Below are 22389 nucleotides of genomic sequence, written 5' to 3' on the forward strand. Positions count from 1 at the left end.
CCGTTTTGTGTCAACTACCCTGATCAAAGCGGCAGAATGGCGATTTCGTCACCGGCAGCGCGGGCGGGGTCGTCAATGGGCCGTAGGGCCAGACAATTTGCGTCGGCCAGCACGGTCAGCAGGGCGCTGTCCTGACGGTCAAAAACCGTCACACCGTTAGGGCCAAGATGCGCGCGCATATAATGTTCGCGCGGCCCGTTCGGGCCGATGGCTTTGGCCAGCTTGGCAATCCTGCGCGGTGCCACAGCGGCCCCTTGTCCCAGCATATGCCGTATCACGGGGGCCAGAAACACATGGCCGCACACCATCGCCGATACCGGATTGCCGGGCAGGCCGATCATCAGCGCATTGCCCATACGCCCCGCCATCAGCGGTTTGCCCGGGCGCATGGCGATTTTATAAAACGCCTGCTGCATGCCTTTGGATTGCGCAACTTGCCCGACCAAATCATGATCCCCAACAGAGGCCCCGCCAATGGTCACAATCAGATCGGCATCCGCCGCCAGATCAAACGCCAGTTCCAGCGCTGGGATATTATCGCGCGCAATCGGCAAAAGCCGCGGATGCGCGCCAAGCTGCTGTACCATTGCTGCCAAACCATAGCTGTTGGACGCAATAATTTGATCAGGGCCGGGGGTCTCTCCGGGTTGGACCAATTCATCGCCCGTCGCAATAATCGCGACGATAGGGCGGCGCGTGACAGGCACCTGCGCGATATTCATTGCAGCCAGCAGCGCGATATCGGCGGACGATAGGATGCGCGGGGCTTTAATCTGATCGCCGACCCGAAAATCAGCACCAGCCGGGCGGATATGTGGTTTGGTTTCAAGCGCTTGCCCCAGCGTGACTTGATCACCTGCGCGGGTCACATCCTCTTGGATCACAACCCAATCGGCCCCTGTGGGCAGTGGTGCGCCTGTAAAAATCCGCACGGCCTGACCGTGTCCCACAGCCCCTGAGTACCCGTGACCCGCAGCAGATTCCCCGATAACCAAAAGCCGCGCGCCCGCCACGGCATCATCGCGGCGCACCGCATAACCATCCATCGCCGATGCCGCAAAGGGCGGCTGATCACGGGTTGCAGCGACATCTCGCGCCAAGTTGCGGCCCGCGGCCTGCGTCAATGGCACATCCTCGGATCCAAGCGGCGCGCAAAGCGCAAAGAGATTATCAAGGGCCGCGTCGACAGTGATCATTGTGTTACATCATCCAATTGTGCGGCTTCCCAATCGGCAAATGTTTTCCCCGTTTCGAGTTCTCTCCACGCAATCCGTCCATTGGTGCTATAGCCGTTGATGAAATCGGCGGCACCAGAAGGCGTGCGAAATGCAAAGTCGTCTACGAATTCTAGCCAACCATCGTTTTCAACAACCGACTTCGCATTGAGTAACTGTTGCCGTTTCCTAATTGTGCCTTCGGAACACGACGACCTAACTGCGATTGATGCCCGCGATCCTTTATGAACAATAAACTCACCGAGCCTTAATGTTGCAGTGGCTACAATTTCGCCTTTGCCTGCCTTGAGGTGAAACCGTGTTTCGGTGTTGCTTTGGGAGCCAATTTTATTGGCTTCATCGCTGGAAGCACTTTCAAAGCTTTTTGAAGAACTCTTCTTGCTCAAAAACAGATCCACCCGAATGGCGGGCAGCACCATCATCAGCGTATCGAGAAAGCTTTCCATATTGGCGCGGGCAGCCTCATTAAGGCTACTGCGCGGCGGGGTATTCCCGTTTTCAAGCGGTGTATGGGCGACGTCGCGGGCGATCTCGACCAGACGCGATTCGAGGTATTTGATATGCGCCTTGTGCAGATTATTTGCAGCCGAGCTGATCAGGATCGCATCATCCCACCAATCCTTGTTTGTGACATGGTCGCGCAAGCGAATGCGCATATCCTCGGCCTCACCGATATAGGCGCGGGGGCCGTTCTGATCTTCGCCGATCAGGACATAGACGCCGGTAAAACCTGCCTCGGGGCGTGCTAGGGCCTCTTTTATTTGGGTGCGCGGGGTGCGCAAGACATGGCCGGTCCAGTTGAATACTTCGGCGGTCAGCATCCCGTCGGCACGGCCATCAACAAAGAAAAGTTCAAGCGAACGGCCGGCATTTGTCATGGGTTTTCAAATCGCCCTGATTTGCCGCCGTCCTTGAGCGTCACACGGATGCCGCCGATTTCCATGTCTTTTTGCACGGCTTTCACCATGTCATAGACGGTCAATGCGGCGGTGCTGGCGGCGGTCAGCGCCTCCATTTCAACGCCGGTTTGTCCGCCGGTTTTGACTGTGGCCACGATCCGGATTCCGGGCAGGGTATCGTCGGGGGTCAGATCAATTGCCACTTTGGTGATCGGCAGCGGATGGCATAGCGGGATCAGATCGGCAGTTTTCTTGGCAGCCATAATGCCCGCAATGCGCGCGATGCCCAGAACGTCGCCCTTATCCGCGCGGCCCGCAACAATAAGCGCCAGCGTCGTAGCGGTCATTTTAATGAACGCTTCTGCGACGGCCACGCGCGCAGTGACAGGCTTGTCCGAGACATCGACCATATGCGCCTTACCATCGGCGTCAAAATGGCTGAGCTTGGGCATCAGATACCACCGGTCGCGGGATTGGCGAGCAAGGCGCGGGTCGCGGCGGCGACATCGGTTTGGCGCATCAGGCTTTCGCCGATCAAGAATGTGCGCGCGCCATATCGTGCCATATCCGCAAGCTCTGCGGGGGTGTTCAACCCGCTTTCGCAGACAATCGTGCGGTCCGCAGGCACCAGTTTCGACAGGGTGCGCGTGGTATCCAGCGTGGTTTCGAAGGTCTTGAGGTTGCGGTTATTGATCCCCATCAGGGGCGATTTGAGCAGGCAGGCGCGTTCCAGTTCCGCGGCATCATGCACCTCGAGCAGCACATCCATGCCCCATTCAAAGGCCGCCGTTTCAAGCTCTTGCGCTTGGGTGTCGCTGACGGAAGCCAGAATAATCAAAATGCAATCGGCATGAAGCGCGCGGGCCTCGGCGACCTGATAGGTGTCATACATGAAATCCTTGCGCAGGGCGGGCAGGTCAACGGCGCTGCGCGCAGCAGTCAGATAGCTGTCGTCGCCTTGGAATGACGGGCCGTCGGTCAGCACAGACAGGCAGGTCGCACCCCCTGCCTGATAGGCTTCGGCCAAGGCGGGCGGGTTAAAGTCTTCGCGGATCAACCCTTTGGACGGGCTGGCTTTTTTGATTTCGGCGATCAAGCCGTATCCTTCGCGCGCTGCGTCCGACAGACGGTCAGCAAAGCCGCGCGTGGGCGGCGCATCTTTGGCGCGGGCCTCGATTTCGGATAATGGCACAGAAGCCTTGCAGGCCGCGACATGTTCCAGCTTATAGGTTTTGATCTTTTCAAGGATATCGGTCATGGGTCCGCCCAATTGATTGGCTCTTGTCCCTGATCAATAAGCCACTGGTTGGCCTTTGAAAATGGGCGCGACCCGAAAAAACCGCGGTGGCAGGACAAAGGGGACGGATGCGCCGAGGTCAAAACCAGATTTTCAGGCGTAATATGTTTGGCGTAGGTCTGCGCCGGACCACCCCAAAGCATATAGGCGCGCGGACGATCATTAAGCCGCTTGATCACCTCGACCACCAGATCGGACCAGCCAAATCTTGCATGCGCCTTGGGCTTGCCAGGCGGCACGCTCAGCGCGGTGTTGAGCAAAAGCACGCCTTGATCAGCCCAATCATGTAGGCTGGTTTTGCGGCGGATAGCGTTAAGGTCGCTTTCTATCTCTTTGAAAATATTTCCAAGACTATCAAGCCTGCCGCCAAAACCATCGGGGATCGAAAACGCCAGCCCGTCGGCCTTGTCCGGCGTATGATAAGGGTCTTGCCCGATGATCACGATGCGGGTCGCATTTGGTTGGCAGCGCTCAAGGGCCGCAAATGTCAGCGCGGGCGGTGGCAGAATATCGGCGTCTAATTTGGCCGCAAGCGCGGGCAGGCTTTCGTCAAAAAACGGAAGATCACGCCACGCGCCAAGCCGCCCCAGATCAAACATCAGCCCGATGTGATCCGCGCCAGTGCGTCCACCGCTTGTCTGGCTTTGCCGCTGTCGATGCTTTCTCTTGCGATTTCAACGCCTTCGGGCAGGGTGCTGGCCTTATCCGCCACAATCAGCGCAGCGGCCGCATTGAACAGCACCGCGTCACGGTAAGCACCCTGAGCGCCATCCAAAAGCGCGCGCAGCGCGACGGCGTTTTCGGCGGGGGTGCCGCCGATAATATCGCGGAAATTGTGTTCGGAAAGGCCTGCGTCTTCGGGATGGATTTCGCGGGATGTGATTTTACCGTTTTCAAGCGCGGCCACAGATGTCGGGCCGCAGATCGTGATCTCGTCCGTGCCGTCGCTGCCATGCACCAGCCATGCTTTTTCACTGCCAAGCTGTTGCAGGGTTTCTGCCATCGGGTGGATCAGATCAATCGCAAACGCGCCGGTCAACTGCCGTTTCACGCCCGCCGGATTTGTAAGCGGTCCCAAGATGTTAAAGATCGTTTTGCATCCAAGCTCCAGCCGCACGGGGCCGACATGTTTCATTGCGGGATGGTGCATCGGGGCCATCATGAACCCGATTCCGGCCTCGGCAATCGCGCGTTCAACCACATCGGCACCAACCATAACATTGATGCCGAGTTCCGATTGCACATCTGCTGTGCCCGATTTCGACGACAGGTTGCGGTTGCCGTGTTTGGCCACCGGCACGCCTGCGCCCGCGACAACAAAAGCGGTCGCGGTGGAAATGTTGAGCGTGTGCTTGCCGTCACCACCAGTGCCAACGATATCCATCGCACCTGCGGGGGCTTTGACGGGAATACAATGCGCGCGCATCACAGCGGCGGCGGCGGCGTATTCCGACACGGATTCACCGCGTGCGCGTAGCGCCATCAAAAACCCGCCGGTTTGGGCGGGGGTGGCTTCGCCTTTGAACAGGATTTCGAACGCTTGTTCCGCTTGGGCGCGTGACAGCGGCCCTTCTGAGGCGGCATAGATCAGCGGTTTCATTGCGTCGCTCATGCTGCCACCTTTGCCATCTGAAGGAAATTATTCAGCAATTTATGCCCGTGTTCGGATTTGATGCTTTCGGGGTGAAATTGCACGCCGTGGATCGGCAGGGTTTTGTGTTGCAGCCCCATAATGGTGCCGTCTTCCAGCTCTGCGGTGATTTCCAGACAATCGGGCAGGGTGGCGCGGTCCACGACCAGCGAATGATAGCGGGTCGCGTCAAACGGGCTGGGCAGGTCTTTGAACAGGCCAATGCCTTTATGCTGCATCGCACCCATCTTGCCATGCACGATTTCATGACAGCGCACGACATCGCCGCCAAAGGCTTCGCCAATGGCTTGATGGCCCAAACAAACGCCCATCAGCGGAATCTTAGCTTCGGCGGCGGCATGGACAAGGGCCAGACAAATGCCGGCTTGGGCCGGATCACAAGGGCCTGGCGAAAGCATGATCGCATCAGGGCGCATGGCCATTGCTTCTTGGGTATCAAGCGCGTCATTGCGTTTTACAACGACTTGCGCACCCAGCTCGCCCAGATAATGCACGAGGTTATAAGTGAAACTATCGTAGTTATCGATCAGCAAAAGCATGACTATTTCCCAATATTTGCACATTTAGGGGTACCGTCCCCCCGTCGGGTCGCGATATATCAATGCTATACATGGGCCGACACGCGGGGCAGCGTCAAGGTCGAACGGCGCGAATTTGCGTGCCTGAGTGAATAGGGTGATTGAAAGATGCGGGGCAGTCTACGGGGCGGTATTTGGGCGCTTGGGCTTAGCAGTGTGACGCTGGGCGCGGTGTCATTGGTGAATGAACAGCCAGCGGGGAACATGCCGCCACAAGTGCCACTGGTTTCTGCACCCGCAGCAGTTGCTGCCGCGCCAGACAGTAGTTTGACGCGAACGGACCCGACCGCGGTGGCACGCGAATATGTAGCTGATGCACCACGGCTCGCGGCGCCTGATGCCGAAACCGCCCTGCCTCAGGCCGATACAGATACCGCAACGGCACCGCAAACACCTGCACAAGAGCCTGCGCATGATACGCCGGTGGTTGACGACGAATCGACCATGATTGTGACGCTTTTGGAGCCTGCGCTTGATACAATTGCGGCTGCTCCGCCGCATATTCCGCAACCCGAAGCGCCTGCCGTGATCACAACGCGGCCAGCTGCGCCGCGCGCAGAGCAGCTGAACACCGCCGCGCCGGTCGTCGCAGGGCTTGCCGAAGATGCTTTGGTTGTGGTTGTCCCAGCCCAGGACGCGACGCCAACGCCGCAGGTTGCCGAAATTGCTTCAGCGCAACCTGCCATTACGCCCCAAATCCGCCCGCAAGCCACCCCGCAACAAGAGCCGACAGTCGTTGCACAAACACCTGCGCCGGTGATTGTCTCGCCTGCGCCATCCAACCCCGCAAGTGACGCACAAACCGCCGCCGGGGCAGCGCCCGCAGCGGCGCAAAGCGGCGAAAGCCGGGTTTTGCGTCTGGGCGGATCTTCGGGGCTAATTGCGCCACCCGCTATCGCAACCGAGCCCCCCGAACGCGAACCACAGGCGCAACAGGCGCTGGTGCGTTTTGGCACAGCCTTTGAAAACCCTGCGCAATTGCCGCTTCTTGCGGTGCTGCTTGTTGATGACGGGACCCAGCAAGTGGCAGCAGATGAAATCGCGGCATTGGGGATGCCGGTGACGGTGGTTTTGCATGCGCTTGACCCAAACCTGCGCGACCGCATGGCCGCCTACCGCGCCGCTGGAATTGAAATCGCGGTGCAGGCGTCGCTGCCCACAGGGGCGGTGCCCACTGATATCGAAGTGGCATTCGAAGCCGTGTTCGGGCTGATGCCCGAGGCCGCGATCCTTTATGCCGATGGCAGCGGCGTTTTACGCAACAATCGCGCGGCGACCGAACAGGTTATGCAGATTCTTGCCGCCGACGGGCGCGGGTTGGTTACGGCACCCCAAGGGCTCGGCGGGGCGCTGCAAGCAGCACAGGCTGCCGGCGTGCCAGCGATTGCCGCCATACGAAATATCGATAGCGCGGGCGAGCCTGCGGATGCGATCAAACGCGGGCTGGATCAGGCGGGGCTGCGGGCGCGGCAAACTGGCAATGTGGTGTTGCACGGGCAGCTACAAGCCAGCACGCTTGGAGCCCTTGCCGAATGGGCCGTTACTGTGAACCAGTCGCAGCTGGCCCTGGCGCCGGTCTCTGCTGTGCTGCGCGAGGTGCAGCCATAGAGTAAGGTGGATCTTGATCCACCCTACGTGGCGTGTCTAGTTTCCGCCCGGCTTGAACATCGTGGCATCTGCGGCTGCCTTGCGGATCGCGTTCGATTTATGCACGGTTTCCTGATATTCGGCCTCTGGGTCGCTGTCATAGACAACGCCGCCGCCCGCCTGGATATACAGTTTTTCATCCTGTAAAACGGCAGTGCGCAGCGCGATACACATATCCATATCACCATTGGCGCTGAAATACCCGCAACCGCCGCCATAGACACCGCGCTTTTCGGGTTCCAGCTCGTCGATGATTTCCATTGCACGCACTTTGGGCGCGCCCGACACGGTGCCCGCAGGCATGCCCGCGAAAAACGCCGAAAGCGCATCTTGATCATCGGCCAGCTCGCCGACGACGTTGGATACGATATGCATCACATGGCTGTAGCGTTCGATAATGAACTGCTCGGTTGGCTTTACAGTGCCGATCTTGCTGACCTTACCCGTATCATTGCGGCCCAGATCCAGCAGCATCAAATGCTCGGCCAGTTCCTTTTGGTCCGCAAGCAGGTCCAACTCATACGCTTTGTCTTCGGCAGGGGTTGCGCCGCGTGGGCGGGTGCCTGCGATTGGCCGAATTGTGACTTCTTTGCCGAACACGCGCACCAGAATTTCAGGGCTTGCCCCGATGACCTGAAAACCGCCGAAGTTAAAGAAAAACATAAATGGCGAGGGATTCGTGCGCCGTAAACTGCGATAAAGCGAAAACGGCGGTTCGCGGAATTCCTGTGTCCAGCGCTGCGACGGCACCACCTGAAAAATATCGCCCGCGCGGATATATTCTTTTGCCTTTTCAACGGCTTCCAGATAGCCGCTATGGCTGAAATTCGATTGCGGCGGGCTGACGGGGGCCGGATCGGCCAATGCGCGCCCTTCGCCTGGTGTGGGGCGGTCAAGCGCGCGTTGCGCATCCATCACCCGTTCAGCCGCTTGCGCATAGGCCGCGCGCGCGTTCAGCCCCGCGTTCACGTAGGCGGGCGCAACAAGGATCACATCACCTTTCACCCCGTCAAGAACGGCCACAACGGAAGGGCGCAGCATTACCGCATCGGGCAGGCCAAGCGGGTCAGGGTTCACATCGGGCAGGTGTTCAACCAGCCTGATCATGTCATAGCCAAGATAGCCGAACAGCCCCGCAGATGCGGCGGGCAGATCGGCGGGCAGATCAATACGCGATTCGGCGATCAGCGCGCGCAGCGCAGTCAGCGGATCACCGTCCATGTCGTGAAAATCAGCATCATCAAAGCGCGCGTTACGATTGATCCGCGATGTCGTGCCGCGGCATTCCCACGCTAGATCAGGGTTCATCCCGATGATTGAATAGCGCCCGCGCACTTCGCCACCCGTGACACTTTCAAGCATAAAGGCATTCTTGCCCGCGCCTGAAAGTTTCAGCATCAATGATACCGGCGTATCCAGATCGGCGGCGATGCGGGTGTAGACAATCTGGTTTTCGCCCGCGTCATAGCCGCGAGCGAAACTGTCATAATCGGGTAAAAGCGCCATTTTGACCTACTGGAACTGGGCGTTGACCGCGTTCACGGTGGCCTGATTGATATTCACATCGGTGTCTTTTTGCAGCTGCGCTGCATAGGCAGCAAAGATATCTTGCGCGATACCGGTTGTCGCAGTTTGCGCAAGGCTTTCGATCTGCCCCGCAACAAGCGCGTCTTGGGTATCGGGCGCGGCAATTGCATCGAGCCGCAAGATCAGTGCGCGGTCACCGGCATCCAGCACGTTTACCGCGCCAACGCTTGCTTCAAACAATGTGGTGTTAAAGGTAGCTGGTGTGCCTTCGACAAAACCTGTGCGGGTGATATCTGTGCCTGATTCCTGTGCCAGACCCAGCGTGTCGAACGCCGTTTGGGGATCAATTTGTGCGGCCATGTCTTCGGCAAGTGCGCGCACGGCGTCCTGCCGGATTTGCGCGACGGCACCGGTTTCGGCCTGTGCGCGCACATCGTCAAGCGGCTGCACAGTGGGCGGTGTAATACCGTCGAGCCGCAGCGCGAATACACCGCCATCAGCCAGATCCAGCAGTTCTGCAAAGGAACCTGTCTGTGCGGCGGCGGCGGCATCGCGGAAATTGTCATAGGCGGCGATGCCTTCGGCAACTTCGGTGGTCCAGCGAATGGTGCCAAGCTGCAAATCCGTCCGTTCCGCAAGATCTTCGAGCGTGGCGCCGCCCGCGACAAGATCAAGGATCGCATCGGCGCTACCTGAAATCACCGCGCGCGCCGCATCCGCGGCCAGTTCATCGCGCAGTTCCGGCGTTGCCTCTTCAAGCGTGGTTTCTTGCGCGCTAAGCACCGCATTCATCCGGAACAGGGCAGGCCCCAGCGGCGAATTGAACGGCCCAACCACATCACCGGCCTGGGCCGCAAATACGGCCTCGCCAGCGGCGCGCAGTTCTTCTTGGTCGACATCGCCCATATCGACATCGTTGAGCGTCAATCCGCGTTCCGCGACCAGTGCGTCAAATGTGACCTCACCCGCATCCAGACGGGCGCGGGCCTCGTCTGCTTTGGCGGCGTCCAGATAGACCAGACGTTCAACAAGACGGCGTTCGGGCTGCATGAATTCGGCGATGCGGTCCTGATATAGTTGCGCGATGGCTGTGTCGGTCACTTCCATCTCGCCTTGGATCATATCCGGCGTGAGCCAGACATAGGTAATGTCGCGGGCCTCGGGCAGGGTGAATGCGGCGGGGTTCGCTTCATAATAATCCTGAATTTGGGTCTCGGTCGGGGCGGGCAGGGGCGCTGTCAGCATATCGGCATCGACAAATGCCCAAGTAGCACTGCGTTTTTCACCGATAAAGCCGATTAGGGTTTCGCCAAATCTGTCCATTTCGGGCAGTCCGCTTACAACAGAGGCCTGTAGCAACACGCGCGCCATTTCATCGCGCAGGTTTGTTTCGAACGCGGCCTCTGACTGGCCTGATTGCTGGAGCGACAGGCGGTAGCTTTCGGCGTTAAAGCCGCCCGCGCCCTGGAAGGCGGGGATGGATTTGAGCTGGTCAAACACGCGCTGGTCGCCGACCGACAGACCAAGCTGCGCGGTTTCATTGTCAAGCGTGCGGTTGCGGATCACAGCCTGCAAGGCACTGCGGTCAACACCAAAAGCGACAGCCTGCTGAAAGCTGACCGGCGTGCCAAACTGTTGGGACAGGGCTTGGATCTGTTGGTTAAGCTGCTGTTGATAGGCGTTGATCGGCACATCTTTGTCACCCACGGTGCCAAGGCTGCTGATATTGCCCGTAAACCCGCCAGAGCCAAAGCCCGCCATGCCAACAAGCACAACGCCAACGATGATCAATGGACCGACCTTATTTTTCTTTTTTTCTGACATGGTTCTTGCGTGCTCCGCCCTTGTGTTGGGCCATGAATACGGCCCTGCGCAGATGGGTGCAAGGGTCAGTAGGGCAGGTTTGCCAGCCGATTGAACAAGGTTTCCACACCCGCGCGGTCGATATTGGCAAAGGCCACGCGAATCTGCGTTTCACCGCCAGCCAGATCATCTGGCATAAACATGGTGCCTGGCAGGACAAGAACGCTGGCATCGCGCACGAGACGCTGCGCAAGATCAGTGGATGACATGGTAAACGGGTGTTTGAGGTAGGCAAAATAGGCGCCACAGCCCAAAAGCTCCCAACCCTTGGCCGCCAGTTGCCCGAAATTGTCGGTAATCGCCGCGCGCCGGTCCAGAATTTCCAGCCGTTCGCCCGCAAGCCAATCGTCAAGGTTTTGCATCCCCCATAGCGCTGCATGCTGGCCCAACTGGTTGGGGCAGATCGTGACTGTGTCCAGAAATTTTTCAACCTCGGCCAGACGGGCGGCACTGGCGATGATCGCACCCACACGGTGACCGGTCAGCCGGTAGGCTTTGGAAAAGGAATAAAGTTGGATCAGCGTGTCGTCCCACGCAGGGTCTGCAAACAGATCATGCGGCGCGCCGGTGCGGCTGTCGAAATCGCGGTAGGTTTCATCGACAATCAGCGCGATACCGCGGCTGCGCGCCAGTTCCAAAAAGGCGCGCAAGACATGCGCCGGATATTCCACCCCGCAAGGGTTGTTGGGGCTGACCAATGCAATCGCACGGGTGCGCGGTGTGATCAGTTGCGCGGCTGCGTCCGCATCGGGAACCATACCCGCACCGGTTTGCAGCGGCACGGTGCTGACGCCCGACATATCCAGCCACATCCGGTGGTTAAAGTAATAAGGGACAGGAAAGATGACTTCGTCCCCGTCAGCGCAAAGCGTGGCAATGGCCGCCGCAAATGCCTGATTGCAGCCCGAAGTGATGGCAACCTGATCCGCGCCGACAGTGCCACCATAGGCTTGCGTCCACCGCTTTGCGATCTCACTGCGTAATGCGGGCAAACCCAAGACCGGACCGTAAAGATGTGCATCGGGATTGGTCAGCACAATCTGCGCCATTGCTTCGCGCAAGGGTGCGGGCGGTGGATCTACGGGGGCCGCTTGGCTTACGTTCAGCAGTGGGCGGTCCACAGGATGTGTGACCCCGTCAAGCCAGCGGCGCGCCTCCATGACGGGGGGCGCAAAAGTTGTTTTTGTACGGGGCAGTGTCATGGTTTGATCCAATTGAGCGGCTGCGCCGCAAGCCATTTTTTGTGGGTCTGCTTGGCGGGTCTAGTCTGTCCCGCGGTAAGGTTCGACATATTGCAGCGCCATGTCCCAAGGAAAGAAAATCCATGTGTCCTGGCTGACTTCGGTGATAAACGTGTCGACCTGCGGGCGGCCTTTGGGTTTTGCATAGACGGTTGCAAAATGCGCATTCGGGTACATTTCGCGCACCAGTTCCAGCGTTTTGCCGCTATCGACCAGATCGTCGATGATCAAAATGCCGGTCCCGTCACCCATCAGTTCGGCGTCTGGTGCCTTCAGCACTTTGGCTTTTGACTGGTCTTGGTGATCATAGCTTTTGACGCTGATTGTATCGACTGTGCGAATGTCCAATTCGCGCGCGGCAATCATCGCAGGCGCCATGCCGCCACGGGTGATTGCAACGACGGCTTTCCATGCGCCATCATCAGGGCCTTTGCCATCCAGACGCCACGCCAGCGCGCGGCTGTCGCGGTGGATTTGGTCCCAGCTGATATGAAAGCCTTTTTCGTGCGGCAGGCGTGTGTCGGTCATCGTTAATTTCCTTATGGGCGGCGGCTATGTGGCGGCAATCTTGACACCTAGCAGCGCCAAAGTCGCGCCAAAACCGCGATCGATTATGGATTTGAGGCTTATGTAGCCTTGGCGTGATCTTTCAAGCGAAAATATCCGGGCGACAAGGATGTTCCAGATCGTTTCATTGGCAAAGACGATCATGAGGATCGCCAGATAGGTCCAAAAACCGGTGCCCGCAGGCACAGTGCCCAGAAAAATCGCGCTAAACAGAACCGCTGGCTTGGGGTTTGCGAGCTGCGTTACAATGCCCAACCGCAGGGCGGACAGCGCGCTACGCGGCGGGGCATCTTGTGCGCCCATATCAAGCGGGGCGTCGGCTGCGCGCCACAGGTGCCACGCCATCCAAAGCAAATATGTGCCGCCGCAAATCTTTAACACGATCAAAAGCGCCGGTGCGGCCTGAAACACGAAAGCCAAGCCGCATAGCGCCAAAAGCGCCCAGATCATACCGCCTAGCCCGATACCTACTGCGAGCATCGCGCCGGTGCGCATCCCTTCGATCACACCGGTGCGCGCTGACATCACCACGGCAGGGCCGGGGCTGATTGCTGCCAGCAGGTGCAAGAACCAAATGGTCCCAAAGGCGGCCAAGGTCATTGCTATTCCTTGGTGATGTCGGGCGCGTCGACGGCTTTCATCCCGACCACGTGATAACCGGCGTCAACATGGTGGACCTCGCCTGTGACAGCGCTACCCAAATCAGACAGCAAATAGAGCGCGGATTTGCCCACCTCTTCTTGGGTCACGGTGCGGCGCAGCGGCGAATTATATTCGTTCCATTTCATAATGAGCCGAAAATCGCCGATGCCGGATGCGGCCAAAGTTTTGATCGTGCCCGCGCTGATCGCATTCACGCGGATATTGTCTTTGCCAAGGTCTTCGGCAAGGTAGCGCACAGATGCCTCGAGCGCGGCTTTCGCAACGCCCATAACGTTGTAATGCGGCATGACTTTTTCTGCGCCATAATATGTCAGTGTCAGGCACGACCCGCCCGGGTTCATCATCTTTTCAGCGCGGTTCACAACAGCAGTGAAAGAGTAGACCGAGATATCCATCGAGGTCAGAAAGTTGCTGCGGCTGGTGTCGACGTACCGCCCGCGAAGTTCATTTTTATCTGAAAAACCAATGGCATGAACGATAAAGTCCAACTTGCCCCAGCGTTCCTGAAGGCTTTCAAACAGCGCGTCAATTGACGCCTCGTCGCCCACATCACAAGGCAAAACAATGTCCGATCCCACAGAGGCGGCAAGCGGGTCGACCCGCTTTTTCAGCGCGTCACCTTGGTAGGAAAATGCGAGTTCCGCGCCGGCATCCGCACAGGCTTTGGCGATCCCCCAGGCAATGGATTTATCGTTGGCAAGACCCATAATAAGTCCGCGTTTGCCCTTCATCAGCTCTGACGTCATCGCAAGTGTTCCTTCGGCTGTAAAATACTAGTCAACTTCGTTTAGGCGATTGCACAGAGCACAGCAAGCTTTTGAACATGCGACCTAAAAAGGTTGCCAGCCCCCGCGATTGACCCTAAGCGTGTAACGATGGATTTGGGAGAGCATTCAGGCATGGTTGAACGCACAGGGATATTCGCTGGCGAAGACCCTTTTGTTATTGCGCGTCAATGGCTTGAAGAGGCGCGGGTAAGCGAACCTGCCGACCCGAATGCCATTGCTTTGGCAAGTGTTGATGCAACAGGTTTTCCGAACGTCCGGATGGTGCTGCTCAAGGAGATTGAGCCGGCAGCATTTGTGTTCTACACAAACTACGAAAGCGTTAAGGCGCAAGAAATCGAACAATCCGGCAAGGCGGCATTTGTTCTTCACTGGAAGTCGCTTGCGCGGCAGATTAGAGTAAGAGGTGTCGTCAGTCGCGAGAATGGCCAAATAGCGGACGCTTATTACAGGTCTCGGTCACTCAAGAGCAGGCTCGGGGCTTGGGCATCGCGTCAGTCACAGCCATTGTCGTCACGCGCGGCACTTATGGCGCAGGTCGCAAAAGTGACTGCGCAGCATGGGGCCAATCCGGAACGGCCACCGTTCTGGGGAGGGTATCGTATTGAACCGCTCGAGATCGAGTTTTGGTCGGATGGCGCGTTCAGATTGCATGACCGGTTTCGGTGGTCACGCAATGCGGTGAGCGAAAGTTGGGATGTTGCGCGATTAAGCCCATAGATTCGGGCGCGCGCACAATGTATGGTTAAGTTGCTTTAAGTTGAGTTTGGTTTTTGGTTGAAATCGGGATAAAATTGAGAATGAACAGGGGCGATGCAAATTGTGCCTGAGGGGAATACGAATGGAAGCGCAGGGCACAACCAACCAGCAACGTGTCACAGGATTAGTAAAGTGGTTTGATCCTGCAAAAGGGTTTGGCTTTGTTGTTTCTGATCAAGGTGGGTCCGATATCTTGTTGCATGCGAATGTGCTGCGCAATTTTGGTCAGGGATCTGTCGTTGACGGTTCGGTGATAGAAATCGCCGTACAAGACACACAACGCGGGCTACAGGCCGTCGAAGTCATTTCGATTACGCCGCCAAGGATGGAAACTGCTGTGCCTCTTAAGGATATGGCCGAATTCTCACCCGAAGATATCGCAAGCCGTGCGATTGAACCCGCACGCGTGAAATGGTTCGACAAGGCCAAGGGCTTTGGTTTTGCCAATATTTTTGGCAATGACGATGATGTCTTTATCCACATTGAGGTGCTGCGCCGTTCCGGCCTGTCGGATTTGCAATCGGGTGAGGCGATCGGCCTGCGGCTGGTTGATGGCGAGCGTGGCCGGATGGCGATCGAGGTTGTCGGTTGGGAAGTCGCGGCCAAGTGAGAACCACACTTCTTGCTATTGCAATCACCACTTGCGCACATGCAGCCACGGCTGCCTGCGCGCCGGACATGGTGACGGTGCGGGGCGATTTTGGTCAGGCCCATTTTCACGTCAGTGTTGCAGACGACAATGCCGAACGCGCGCAAGGTTTGATGTTTGTCGAACAGATGCCGCTGATGTCGGGGATGCTGTTTGTCTATGATCACCCGCAAGCTGTCAGCTTTTGGATGCGCAACACATTGATTCCCCTTGATATGTTATTTGTGGCGCCTGATGGCGAGATTCGCGCGATTCATGAAAATGCGATTCCTTTGGATACCACACCGATTCCCGGCGGCGACGGCATTCAGGTGGTTCTAGAGATCAACGGCGGCCTGTCTGCGCGTTTGGGCATCGCTGCGGGTGACGTGTTGCAGCATCCTGCCTTTGGTACACAGGCAATTTTGCCTTGTGACGAAAAGAGTGACGATTAGGTCTTTTCAAATCGGTTCACGGGGTTTAGAGAAACCCTCGTCGGGGCGTAGCGCAGCCTGGTAGCGCATCTGTTTTGGGAACAGAGGGTCGGGAGTTCGAATCTCTCCGCCCCGACCATTAAGTCCAGAATTGGACCTGAACGCCGGATCGCCGCAAGGCCGTCCGGCGGTTCCATTTCCGCCCCATATTTACGCGCCGTATTGACCCGCAGCGGATGGTTTCGCGGGATATGCTTCATTTGATTTATTAAGAATTTTTACTAAGTCAGCCGAACCAAACGGCTTTCTGGTTTTGCACAGTAATTAAGATTCTGTGGACAGAATGGTGGATGAATCGGTGCAAAAAAACCGGCTGTGGCGGAAACAGGCCGTCAACAGATTTAATCAGTATTTTGTGTTAAAAATGCGTTGACCCACTAGGGCTAGATGCGTCAGTTTGTGCGGGCAGGTCGAGGCTCCACAATATGTAGTGTCGATTTAACCGGGGGCGGTTCAAGAGGCACACACTATTATGCATCCGAAATGCTGGCTTTGGCCAGACAGGATTGTATTGGCCAATTGAACCCCCGGACGCAGTTTTTAGGTGCCGTTTTAACGGTTAGGATCAAGTTTTTCGCTGCAACGTCAGCATGTCGATAAATCAGGGGCAGACAAATGAAAATCGAACGCAATTTCACCAAATCCGGTCAGAGCGCATATGCCGAACTGGAGTTCAAATCCACTACCTCCGAGATTCGCAATCCTGACGGCACAATTGTGTTCAAACTTGATGACTGTGAAATTCCGCGTGGCTGGAGCCAGGTAGCATCTGACGTGATTGCGCAGAAGTATTTCCGCAAGGCAGGCGTGCCGTCTGCGCTAAAGAAAGTGAAAGAAAAAGGCGTCCCTGAATTTCTCTGGCGTTCTGTCCCTGCCAAGGATGCAACATTCGGCGGCGAAACATCTGCCAAGCAAGTATTCGACCGGCTGGCGGGCGCATGGACATATTGGGGCTGGAAGGGCGGCTATTTCACCTCTGAGGATGACGCGCGCACATATTTTGACGAAATGCGTTATATGCTGGCGACCCAGCGCGCGGCCCCCAACAGCCCGCAGTGGTTCAACACCGGCCTGCACTGGGCTTACGGCATCGACGGGCCTGCACAGGGCCACTACTATGTGGACTATCAGACGGGCGAGCTGACAAAGTCCGCCTCCAGCTATGAACACCCGCAGCCACACGCCTGTTTCATTCAGTCCGTACAGGATGATCTGGTGAACGAAGGCGGCATCATGGATCTTTGGGTCCGCGAGGCACGTCTGTTCAAATACGGGTCCGGCACAGGTACCAACTTTTCATCCTTGCGCGGCGCGGGCGAGCCGCTGTCGGGTGGCGGCAAATCATCGGGTTTGATGGGCTTCCTGAAAATCGGTGACCGCGCTGCAGGTGCGATCAAATCAGGCGGCACCACACGCCGCGCGGCCAAGATGGTGATCGTCGATTCGGATCACCCCGATATCGAAGAATTCATCAACTGGAAGGTCATCGAAGAACAAAAGGTTGCGAGCATCGTCGCCGGTTCCAAGATGCACGAACGCTATCTGAATGACATCTTTGCCGCCATTCAGGCGTGGGACGGCACCGCAGACGGCGCCTATGACACCAAAACCAACGAAGCACTGGCATCTGCCGTGCGCGCCGCGAAAAAATCCGCGATCCCCGAGACATATATCAAGCGCGTGCTGGATTACGCCAAGCAGGGCCACACCAGCATCGAATTCCCCACCTATGACACGGACTGGGATTCAGAAGCCTATTCATCCGTGTCGGGGCAGAATTCGAACAATTCAATCCGCGTCACCGATGCATTCCTGAAAGCCGTCGAAGACGATGCCGATTGGAAGCTGATCAACCGCAAAAACGGTGAGGTCGCCAAGATCATCAAAGCCCGCGACCTGTGGGAACAGGTTGGCCATGCCGCATGGGCCTGTGCTGATCCGGGAATTCAGTATCACGACACGGTCAACGCATGGCACACATGCCCCGAAGACGGTGAAATTCGCGGTTCAAACCCTTGTTCCGAATACATGTTCTTGGATGATACGGCCTGTAACCTTGCATCAATGAACCTGCTGAAATTCTACAAGGACGGTGATTTTCAGGTCGAAGACTATATGCACGCCACACGTTTGTGGACTGTGACATTGGAAATTTCCGTGATGATGGCACAGTTCCCATCCAAGGAAATCGCGCAGCGGTCTTATGATTTCCGCACGCTGGGGCTTGGCTATGCAAACATCGGCGGTCTGCTGATGAACATGGGCTTTGGATATGATAGTGCCGAAGGCCGTTCAATGGGCGCGGCGTTGACTGCGATTATGACTGGCGTGTCCTATGCGACATCTGCGGAAATTGCGGGCGAATTGGGTGCGTTCCCGGGCTATGGCAAGAACGCCAAGCACATGCTGCGCGTCATCAAAAACCACCGTCAGGCGGCACTGGGCAAGACCACGGGCTATGACAAGCTTGACGTGAAACCTGTGCCTTTGGACCACAAAAACTGCCCTGATCAACGCTTGATCGCATTGGCCGTATCCGCATGGGACGAAGCACTGGAGCTGGGCGAAAAGCACGGCTACCGCAACGCCCAAGTATCCGTGATCGCACCGACCGGCACCATCGGTCTGGTCATGGATTGCGACACCACAGGGATTGAACCTGACTTTGCACTCGTGAAATTCAAAAAGCTTGCTGGCGGTGGCTATTTCAAGATCATCAACCAGTCTGTGCCCGCTGCGCTTGAAAAAATCGGCTATGGCCCTGCGCAGATCGAAGAGATCATTTCTTATGCGGTTGGCCACGGGTCTATCGGTCAGGCCCCTGCGATTAACCACACATCCCTGATCGGTCACGGCTTTGGCCAGCAGGAAATCGACAAGGTCGAAGCGGCGCTTGCCTCTGCATTCGATATCCGTTTTGTGTTCAACCAATGGACATTGGGCGAAGATTTCTGCACCAAAACGCTGGGCATTCCGGCGACGAAACTGAATGATCCGACATTTGATCTGCTGCGTCACCTTGGCTATTCGAAAAAAGACATCGAAGCCGCGAATGATCATGTCTGCGGAACCATGACGCTTGAAGGTGCGCCGTTCCTCAAAGAAGAGCATTACAACATCTTCGATTGCGCCAACCCATGCGGCAAAAAAGGCAAACGTTATCTGAGCGTTGACAGCCACATCCACATGATGGCCGCAGCACAGTCGTTTATTTCCGGCGCGATTTCAAAAACCATCAACATGCCAAATGACGCGACGATCGAGGACTGTCAAAAGGCCTATGAATTGTCTTGGTCTTTGGGTGTGAAGGCAAACGCGCTTTATCGTGACGGGTCCAAACTGTCGCAGCCTTTGGCCTCTGCCTTGGTTGAGGACGATGATGAAGCGGCAGAAGTGCTCGAATCTGGTACGCCGCAGCAAAAGGCGGCCGTGCTGGCCGAAAAAGTGATCGAAAAAGTGATCATCCAAGAGGTGCGCAATCGCGAACGCGAAAAAATGCCACAGCGTCGCAAAGGCTATACGCAAAAGGCGATCGTTGGCGGTCACAAGGTATACCTGCGCACCGGTGAATATGAAGACGGCAATCTTGGTGAAATCTTTATCGATATGCACAAAGAAGGCGCCGGTTTCCGCGCGATGATGAACAATTTTGCCATCGCCGTATCCGTCGGGCTGCAATACGGCGTGCCGCTCGAAGAATTTGTCGATGCTTTCACATTCACCAAGTTCGAACCGGCTGGCATGGTCCAAGGCAACGACAGCATCAAAAATGCGACCTCGATCCTTGACTATATCTTCCGCGAATTGGCCGTGTCCTATCTGGACCGCACCGATCTGGCCCATGTGAAACCCGAAGGCGCATCATTTGATGACATTGGCCGCGGCGAGGAAGAAGGCGTTTCAAACGTGAAAACCCCGACCGAAACCGCTGCCACGCGGTCGCTTGAGGTGCTCAAGCAGATTTCATCGACAGGCTACCTGCGCAAACGGATGCCAAGTGATCTGGTCATGATGCGCGGCGCGACAGAAGAAACAGCCGAAACGACTGTCCAAACCATCGCCCCCGCAGCAAAATCCGAAACCGCGATCAGCACAGGCACCGTCAGCATTTCGGCCCGCGACAAGGCCAAGATGCAAGGCTACGAGGGCGATCCTTGTGGCGAATGCGGCAATTACACTTTGGTGCGCAACGGGACTTGCATGAAATGCAACACCTGTGGCGGCACATCGGGCTGTAGCTGATGGAACACGTTTTCGAAATCGCTGGTATCCGCTGCGACGCCAATGAAATCCGCCTGCGTGGCCGCAGTGTCGAGGCGCAATTTGCGCCCGATGCTGCCGGTCCACTGGCAGATGCCTATACCAATAAAATTGCGGTCGCCTTTCTCGGGGCTTCCGCGATGAATGCACTTTATTCCGTTGATGCAATCGAAACGACAGGCGGGTCCTGCCGCGCCTTGTTTTCAATGCATTAACATATCCATCCGGGGCGGATGCGTTCGTCCTTGGTGCGGATCAGGCCGCAGGCAAAAAATCCGAGCGGTATAATACCGAGCCTGATCAGCAAGACTTTAGGGGGGCAATGCCCCCCTTTTTTTGTGGGAACATTTGTTTCACTTGTCGCAAGGTAAGGTTTTCGTGTCTTTGTCTGGCCAAACGGCTATTCTAGACTGCAGGCAGCAGATTTTCAGGAGATTATTCAATGCAATGCCATGAAGTAGATTATGAGATTTTCGGCGATGATATGCAGATCGTCGAGGTTGAACTTGACCCGCAAGAAACCGTCATCGCCGAAGCGGGCGCCATGAATTACATGGAAGACGGGATCGGGTTCGTGTCCAAGATGGGCGATGGCACCACCCCGACCAAGGGCGTGATGGGCGCGCTTTTGAATGTCGGGAAACGGGTGCTGACCGGCGAATCGATCTTTTTGACCCATTTTTCAAACAACGGGCAGGGCAAGAAACGCGTGGCCTTTGCCGCGCCATACCCGGGCAAGATTATTCCCGTGGATATGTCCAAGGTCGGTGGTGAATTGATTTGCCAGAAAGATGCGTTTCTTTGCGCCGCCTTTGGCACCACAACCGATATCGCCTTCCAAAGAAAGCTGGGCGTCGGGTTTTTTGGCGGTGAAGGCTTTATCCTGCAACGTCTGCGCGGCGACGGCATGGCATTTATCCATGTTGGCGGCACCGTGATCAAACGCGAATTGCAGGCGGGCGAGGTGTTGCGCGTTGATACGGGCTGTATCGCGGCGTTTGATGCGGGCGTGACCTATGACATCGAACGCGCCGGAAGCCTGAAATCCATGGTCTTTGGCGGCGAAGGTATTTTCCTTGCCACGCTGCGTGGGCCAGGTACCGTATATCTGCAAAGTCTGCCATTCTCGCGGCTTGCCGACCGGATCATGCGCGCGGCAGGGCCGGGGGGCTCCAAGGGCGAAGGATCGGTGCTTGGCGGTTTGGGCGATATGTTCGGCGACCGCTAACGCGGAATGTCAAAGCCGGGTTCCGCAAGGTGGAATCCGGCAAAATCAAACCCCGGCGACACAGTACAACTGACCAATGTCCAGTCGCCCGTGGTGGCCGCTGCTTGCCAGTGGTTTTCCGGCACAATGATTTGCGGGGCCTGACCGGCCAGCACATCGGGGCCAAGCATGTGATCAATCGCGGGGCCTTCATCTGTGGCGGAGAGGCTGAGGATTATCGGTGCGCCCGCGTGGTATAGCCAGATTTCCGTGGCATCGACGCGGTGCCAATGGCTGCTTTCACCTGATTTCAGCAGAAAATAGATGCAAGTGCCCGTCGCGCGCCCTGCGTTATCGGCGATCCATGTCTGGCGATAGTAACCGCCTTCGGGATGCGGTTGCAGGTCCAGCTTTTTGATGATGGCGTCCGCTGTCATTTGAACACCGGAACATGTGCGCCAGCCGTGGCGGGCAGGTGGCCCGTTAACCGTGGATCCGGTGCGATCTCGATCTCTTGCTTGACGGGGATGAACCCTGCGCGGGTGTAAAACGGCAGGGCCTGCGGGCTATCCAAAGTACAGGTATGGACATGGAAGCGGTTGATATCGCGCGTAAATGCGCGCGCGATTGCCTGCGCCATCATCACGCGCCCCGCGCCCTTGCCAACCGATTCAGGCGTTAGCCCAAAGAAGGCCAATTCACAGGCACCCTGCGTGCGGTGATCAATCTCCAACAGGCCGATGTCGCGGCCTTGGTCTTGCAATGTCCAGACCTCGTAGTCCGGATCATGCAAGATGGCGGTCAGCACATTATCTGCCAAATGCAGCCGCGAAAACCACAGCCAGTCTTCGCCCACGGCCCGAAACAGCGTGCGGTACCAATCGTGATCGGCGGCGGTATGGCGGGTAAAAGTGAAGTTATGAGCGACGGTCGTGGCCACAGGGGGCGTAACCATCTCAAGATGCGTGACAACAGTTGCGACCATGCCGCGCGGAATTTGGTGGAAGCCGGGATTTAACATGGGGGGAAGGTAGTCTGAAATGATCGGCGGGGCCAAGGCATTTCGCAAGAAAATGCCCCGCGCAGCA

At 57.1% G+C, this 22389-nt stretch carries 22 protein-coding genes and 1 tRNA gene; 8 read left to right on the forward strand and 15 right to left on the reverse strand.

Translation table 11 applies throughout. The annotated features are described in order from the left end of the window. Positions 1–23: 23 nt before the first annotated feature. The 7 genes from BM320_RS05565 to BM320_RS05595 are packed head-to-tail and all read right to left on the reverse strand — an operon-like array spanning position 24 to position 5621. Positions 24–1196 (reverse strand): molybdopterin molybdotransferase MoeA, encoded by a 1173-nt coding sequence (locus BM320_RS05565; RefSeq protein ID WP_090197470.1) that lies wholly within the window; start codon positions 1194–1196, stop codon positions 24–26. Further along, a complete protein-coding gene (locus tag BM320_RS05570) occupies positions 1193–2113 on the reverse strand; it encodes a GIY-YIG nuclease family protein (RefSeq protein ID WP_090197472.1) in 921 nt (306 codons plus the stop codon). Before BM320_RS05570 ends, BM320_RS05565 begins: the two co-directional genes overlap by 4 nt. After that, positions 2110–2586, reverse strand: a complete 477-nt coding sequence (gene moaC / locus BM320_RS05575) for a cyclic pyranopterin monophosphate synthase MoaC (protein WP_090197474.1) — start codon at positions 2584–2586, stop codon at positions 2110–2112. The genes BM320_RS05570 and moaC overlap by 4 nt, the downstream gene beginning before the upstream one ends. Further along, on the reverse strand, positions 2586–3392 hold the full coding sequence (gene trpC / locus BM320_RS05580) for an indole-3-glycerol phosphate synthase TrpC (protein ID WP_090197476.1): 807 nt from the start codon (positions 3390–3392) through the stop codon (positions 2586–2588). The genes moaC and trpC overlap by 1 nt, the downstream gene beginning before the upstream one ends. Further along, a complete protein-coding gene (locus BM320_RS05585) occupies positions 3389–4030 on the reverse strand; it encodes a uracil-DNA glycosylase (RefSeq protein ID WP_090197477.1) in 642 nt (213 codons plus the stop codon). The genes trpC and BM320_RS05585 overlap by 4 nt, the downstream gene beginning before the upstream one ends. Beyond that, complete coding sequence (trpD, locus tag BM320_RS05590; RefSeq protein WP_090197479.1) at positions 4030–5043, reverse strand: anthranilate phosphoribosyltransferase; 1014 nt, start codon at positions 5041–5043, stop codon at positions 4030–4032. The genes BM320_RS05585 and trpD overlap by 1 nt, the downstream gene beginning before the upstream one ends. Continuing rightward, positions 5040–5621 (reverse strand): anthranilate synthase component II, encoded by a 582-nt coding sequence (locus BM320_RS05595; protein ID WP_090197481.1) that lies wholly within the window; start codon positions 5619–5621, stop codon positions 5040–5042. Before BM320_RS05595 ends, trpD begins: the two co-directional genes overlap by 4 nt. A 147-nt stretch (positions 5622–5768) precedes the next feature. On the opposite strand from BM320_RS05595, the gene BM320_RS05600 reads away from it, so the two are divergent. Continuing rightward, positions 5769–7268, forward strand: a complete 1500-nt coding sequence (locus BM320_RS05600) for a divergent polysaccharide deacetylase family protein (protein WP_090197482.1) — start codon at positions 5769–5771, stop codon at positions 7266–7268. A gap of 36 nt (positions 7269–7304) precedes the next feature. On the opposite strand, the gene trpE is transcribed toward BM320_RS05600, so the two are convergent. The 6 genes from trpE to fabI all read right to left on the reverse strand — a co-directional run bounded on the left by trpE (position 7305) and on the right by fabI (position 13914). Continuing rightward, the gene (trpE, locus tag BM320_RS05605) at positions 7305–8813 is read right to left on the reverse strand and encodes an anthranilate synthase component I (protein WP_090197484.1); all 1509 of its coding nucleotides are present in this window, start codon (positions 8811–8813) and stop codon (positions 7305–7307) included. Positions 8814–8819: 6 nt separating this feature from the next. Next, positions 8820–10658, reverse strand: a complete 1839-nt coding sequence (locus BM320_RS05610) for a peptidylprolyl isomerase (protein WP_090197486.1) — start codon at positions 10656–10658, stop codon at positions 8820–8822. 65 nt (positions 10659–10723) lie between these two features. Further along, positions 10724–11899 (reverse strand): aminotransferase, encoded by a 1176-nt coding sequence (locus tag BM320_RS05615; protein ID WP_090200392.1) that lies wholly within the window; start codon positions 11897–11899, stop codon positions 10724–10726. Positions 11900–11959: 60 nt separating this feature from the next. Continuing rightward, positions 11960–12466: a xanthine phosphoribosyltransferase gene (gene gpt / locus BM320_RS05620; RefSeq protein ID WP_090197487.1), complete on the reverse strand. Its 507-nt coding sequence runs from the start codon at positions 12464–12466 to the stop codon at positions 11960–11962. A gap of 24 nt (positions 12467–12490) precedes the next feature. Then, positions 12491–13105, reverse strand: a complete 615-nt coding sequence (locus BM320_RS05625; protein ID WP_090197489.1) for a LysE family translocator — start codon at positions 13103–13105, stop codon at positions 12491–12493. Positions 13106–13107: 2 nt separating this feature from the next. After that, entirely contained in the window at positions 13108–13914 is an 807-nt protein-coding gene (gene fabI, locus BM320_RS05630) for an enoyl-ACP reductase FabI (RefSeq protein WP_090197490.1), read from the reverse strand. Between the two features lie 153 nt (positions 13915–14067). Between fabI and pdxH the strand changes: the two genes are divergently transcribed. The 7 genes from pdxH (at position 14068) to BM320_RS05665 (ending at position 21322) form a co-directional block, all read left to right on the forward strand. Beyond that, positions 14068–14673: a pyridoxamine 5'-phosphate oxidase gene (pdxH, locus tag BM320_RS05635; protein WP_090200394.1), complete on the forward strand. Its 606-nt coding sequence runs from the start codon at positions 14068–14070 to the stop codon at positions 14671–14673. Between the two features lie 121 nt (positions 14674–14794). Then, positions 14795–15322 carry a cold-shock protein gene (locus tag BM320_RS05640; RefSeq protein ID WP_090197492.1) on the forward strand — a complete coding sequence of 176 codons (528 nt, stop codon included), beginning with the start codon at positions 14795–14797 and terminating at the stop codon, positions 15320–15322. Continuing rightward, positions 15319–15795 carry a DUF192 domain-containing protein gene (locus BM320_RS05645; RefSeq protein ID WP_242650960.1) on the forward strand — a complete coding sequence of 159 codons (477 nt, stop codon included), beginning with the start codon at positions 15319–15321 and terminating at the stop codon, positions 15793–15795. The genes BM320_RS05640 and BM320_RS05645 overlap by 4 nt, the downstream gene beginning before the upstream one ends. A gap of 41 nt (positions 15796–15836) precedes the next feature. Continuing rightward, positions 15837–15913, forward strand: a tRNA-Pro gene (locus BM320_RS05650). 536 nt (positions 15914–16449) lie between these two features. Then, a complete protein-coding gene (locus BM320_RS05655; RefSeq protein ID WP_090197495.1) occupies positions 16450–20076 on the forward strand; it encodes a vitamin B12-dependent ribonucleotide reductase in 3627 nt (1208 codons plus the stop codon). Continuing rightward, the gene (locus BM320_RS05660) at positions 20076–20309 is read left to right on the forward strand and encodes a hypothetical protein (RefSeq protein WP_090197497.1); all 234 of its coding nucleotides are present in this window, start codon (positions 20076–20078) and stop codon (positions 20307–20309) included. The genes BM320_RS05655 and BM320_RS05660 overlap by 1 nt, the downstream gene beginning before the upstream one ends. 227 nt (positions 20310–20536) lie before the next feature. Next, positions 20537–21322: a TIGR00266 family protein gene (locus tag BM320_RS05665; protein ID WP_090197499.1), complete on the forward strand. Its 786-nt coding sequence runs from the start codon at positions 20537–20539 to the stop codon at positions 21320–21322. Here BM320_RS05665 and BM320_RS05670 read toward each other — a convergent pair. Both BM320_RS05670 and BM320_RS05675 read right to left on the reverse strand, forming a co-directional pair. Continuing rightward, positions 21319–21738 (reverse strand): cupin domain-containing protein, encoded by a 420-nt coding sequence (locus BM320_RS05670; RefSeq protein ID WP_090197501.1) that lies wholly within the window; start codon positions 21736–21738, stop codon positions 21319–21321. The two genes, BM320_RS05665 and BM320_RS05670, sit on opposite strands and share 4 nt — an antisense overlap. Continuing rightward, positions 21735–22322 carry a GNAT family N-acetyltransferase gene (locus BM320_RS05675; protein WP_090200396.1) on the reverse strand — a complete coding sequence of 196 codons (588 nt, stop codon included), beginning with the start codon at positions 22320–22322 and terminating at the stop codon, positions 21735–21737. Before BM320_RS05675 ends, BM320_RS05670 begins: the two co-directional genes overlap by 4 nt. Positions 22323–22389: the final 67 nt, after the last annotated feature.

Source organism: Yoonia tamlensis (assembly GCF_900115105.1).
In the GTDB taxonomy this organism is placed as follows: Bacteria; Pseudomonadota; Alphaproteobacteria; order Rhodobacterales; family Rhodobacteraceae; genus Yoonia; species Yoonia tamlensis.

Bases quoted from the DNA above. Each gene is read 5' to 3' on its own strand.
- BM320_RS05670 (WP_090197501.1), bottom strand. From the start codon at position 21,738: ATGACAGCGGACGCCATCATCAAAAAGCTGGACCTGCAACCGCATCCC.
- BM320_RS05640 (WP_090197492.1), top strand. From the start codon at position 14,795: ATGGAAGCGCAGGGCACAACCAACCAGCAACGTGTCACAGGATTAGTA.
- trpC (WP_090197476.1), bottom strand. From the start codon at position 3,392: ATGACCGATATCCTTGAAAAGATCAAAACCTATAAGCTGGAACATGTC.
- fabI (WP_090197490.1), bottom strand. From the start codon at position 13,914: ATGACGTCAGAGCTGATGAAGGGCAAACGCGGACTTATTATGGGTCTT.
- BM320_RS05660 (WP_090197497.1), top strand. From the start codon at position 20,076: ATGGAACACGTTTTCGAAATCGCTGGTATCCGCTGCGACGCCAATGAA.
- pdxH (WP_090200394.1), top strand. From the start codon at position 14,068: ATGGTTGAACGCACAGGGATATTCGCTGGCGAAGACCCTTTTGTTATT.
- BM320_RS05655 (WP_090197495.1), top strand. From the start codon at position 16,450: ATGAAAATCGAACGCAATTTCACCAAATCCGGTCAGAGCGCATATGCC.
- trpD (WP_090197479.1), bottom strand. From the start codon at position 5,043: ATGAGCGACGCAATGAAACCGCTGATCTATGCCGCCTCAGAAGGGCCG.
- moaC (WP_090197474.1), bottom strand. From the start codon at position 2,586: ATGCCCAAGCTCAGCCATTTTGACGCCGATGGTAAGGCGCATATGGTC.
- BM320_RS05675 (WP_090200396.1), bottom strand. From the start codon at position 22,322: ATGTTAAATCCCGGCTTCCACCAAATTCCGCGCGGCATGGTCGCAACT.
- BM320_RS05570 (WP_090197472.1), bottom strand. From the start codon at position 2,113: ATGACAAATGCCGGCCGTTCGCTTGAACTTTTCTTTGTTGATGGCCGT.
- BM320_RS05615 (WP_090200392.1), bottom strand. From the start codon at position 11,899: ATGACACTGCCCCGTACAAAAACAACTTTTGCGCCCCCCGTCATGGAG.
- BM320_RS05600 (WP_090197482.1), top strand. From the start codon at position 5,769: ATGCGGGGCAGTCTACGGGGCGGTATTTGGGCGCTTGGGCTTAGCAGT.
- BM320_RS05565 (WP_090197470.1), bottom strand. From the start codon at position 1,196: ATGATCACTGTCGACGCGGCCCTTGATAATCTCTTTGCGCTTTGCGCG.
- BM320_RS05610 (WP_090197486.1), bottom strand. From the start codon at position 10,658: ATGTCAGAAAAAAAGAAAAATAAGGTCGGTCCATTGATCATCGTTGGC.
- gpt (WP_090197487.1), bottom strand. From the start codon at position 12,466: ATGACCGACACACGCCTGCCGCACGAAAAAGGCTTTCATATCAGCTGG.
- BM320_RS05625 (WP_090197489.1), bottom strand. From the start codon at position 13,105: ATGACCTTGGCCGCCTTTGGGACCATTTGGTTCTTGCACCTGCTGGCA.
- BM320_RS05595 (WP_090197481.1), bottom strand. From the start codon at position 5,621: ATGCTTTTGCTGATCGATAACTACGATAGTTTCACTTATAACCTCGTG.
- trpE (WP_090197484.1), bottom strand. From the start codon at position 8,813: ATGGCGCTTTTACCCGATTATGACAGTTTCGCTCGCGGCTATGACGCG.
- BM320_RS05585 (WP_090197477.1), bottom strand. From the start codon at position 4,030: ATGTTTGATCTGGGGCGGCTTGGCGCGTGGCGTGATCTTCCGTTTTTT.
- BM320_RS05665 (WP_090197499.1), top strand. From the start codon at position 20,537: ATGCAATGCCATGAAGTAGATTATGAGATTTTCGGCGATGATATGCAG.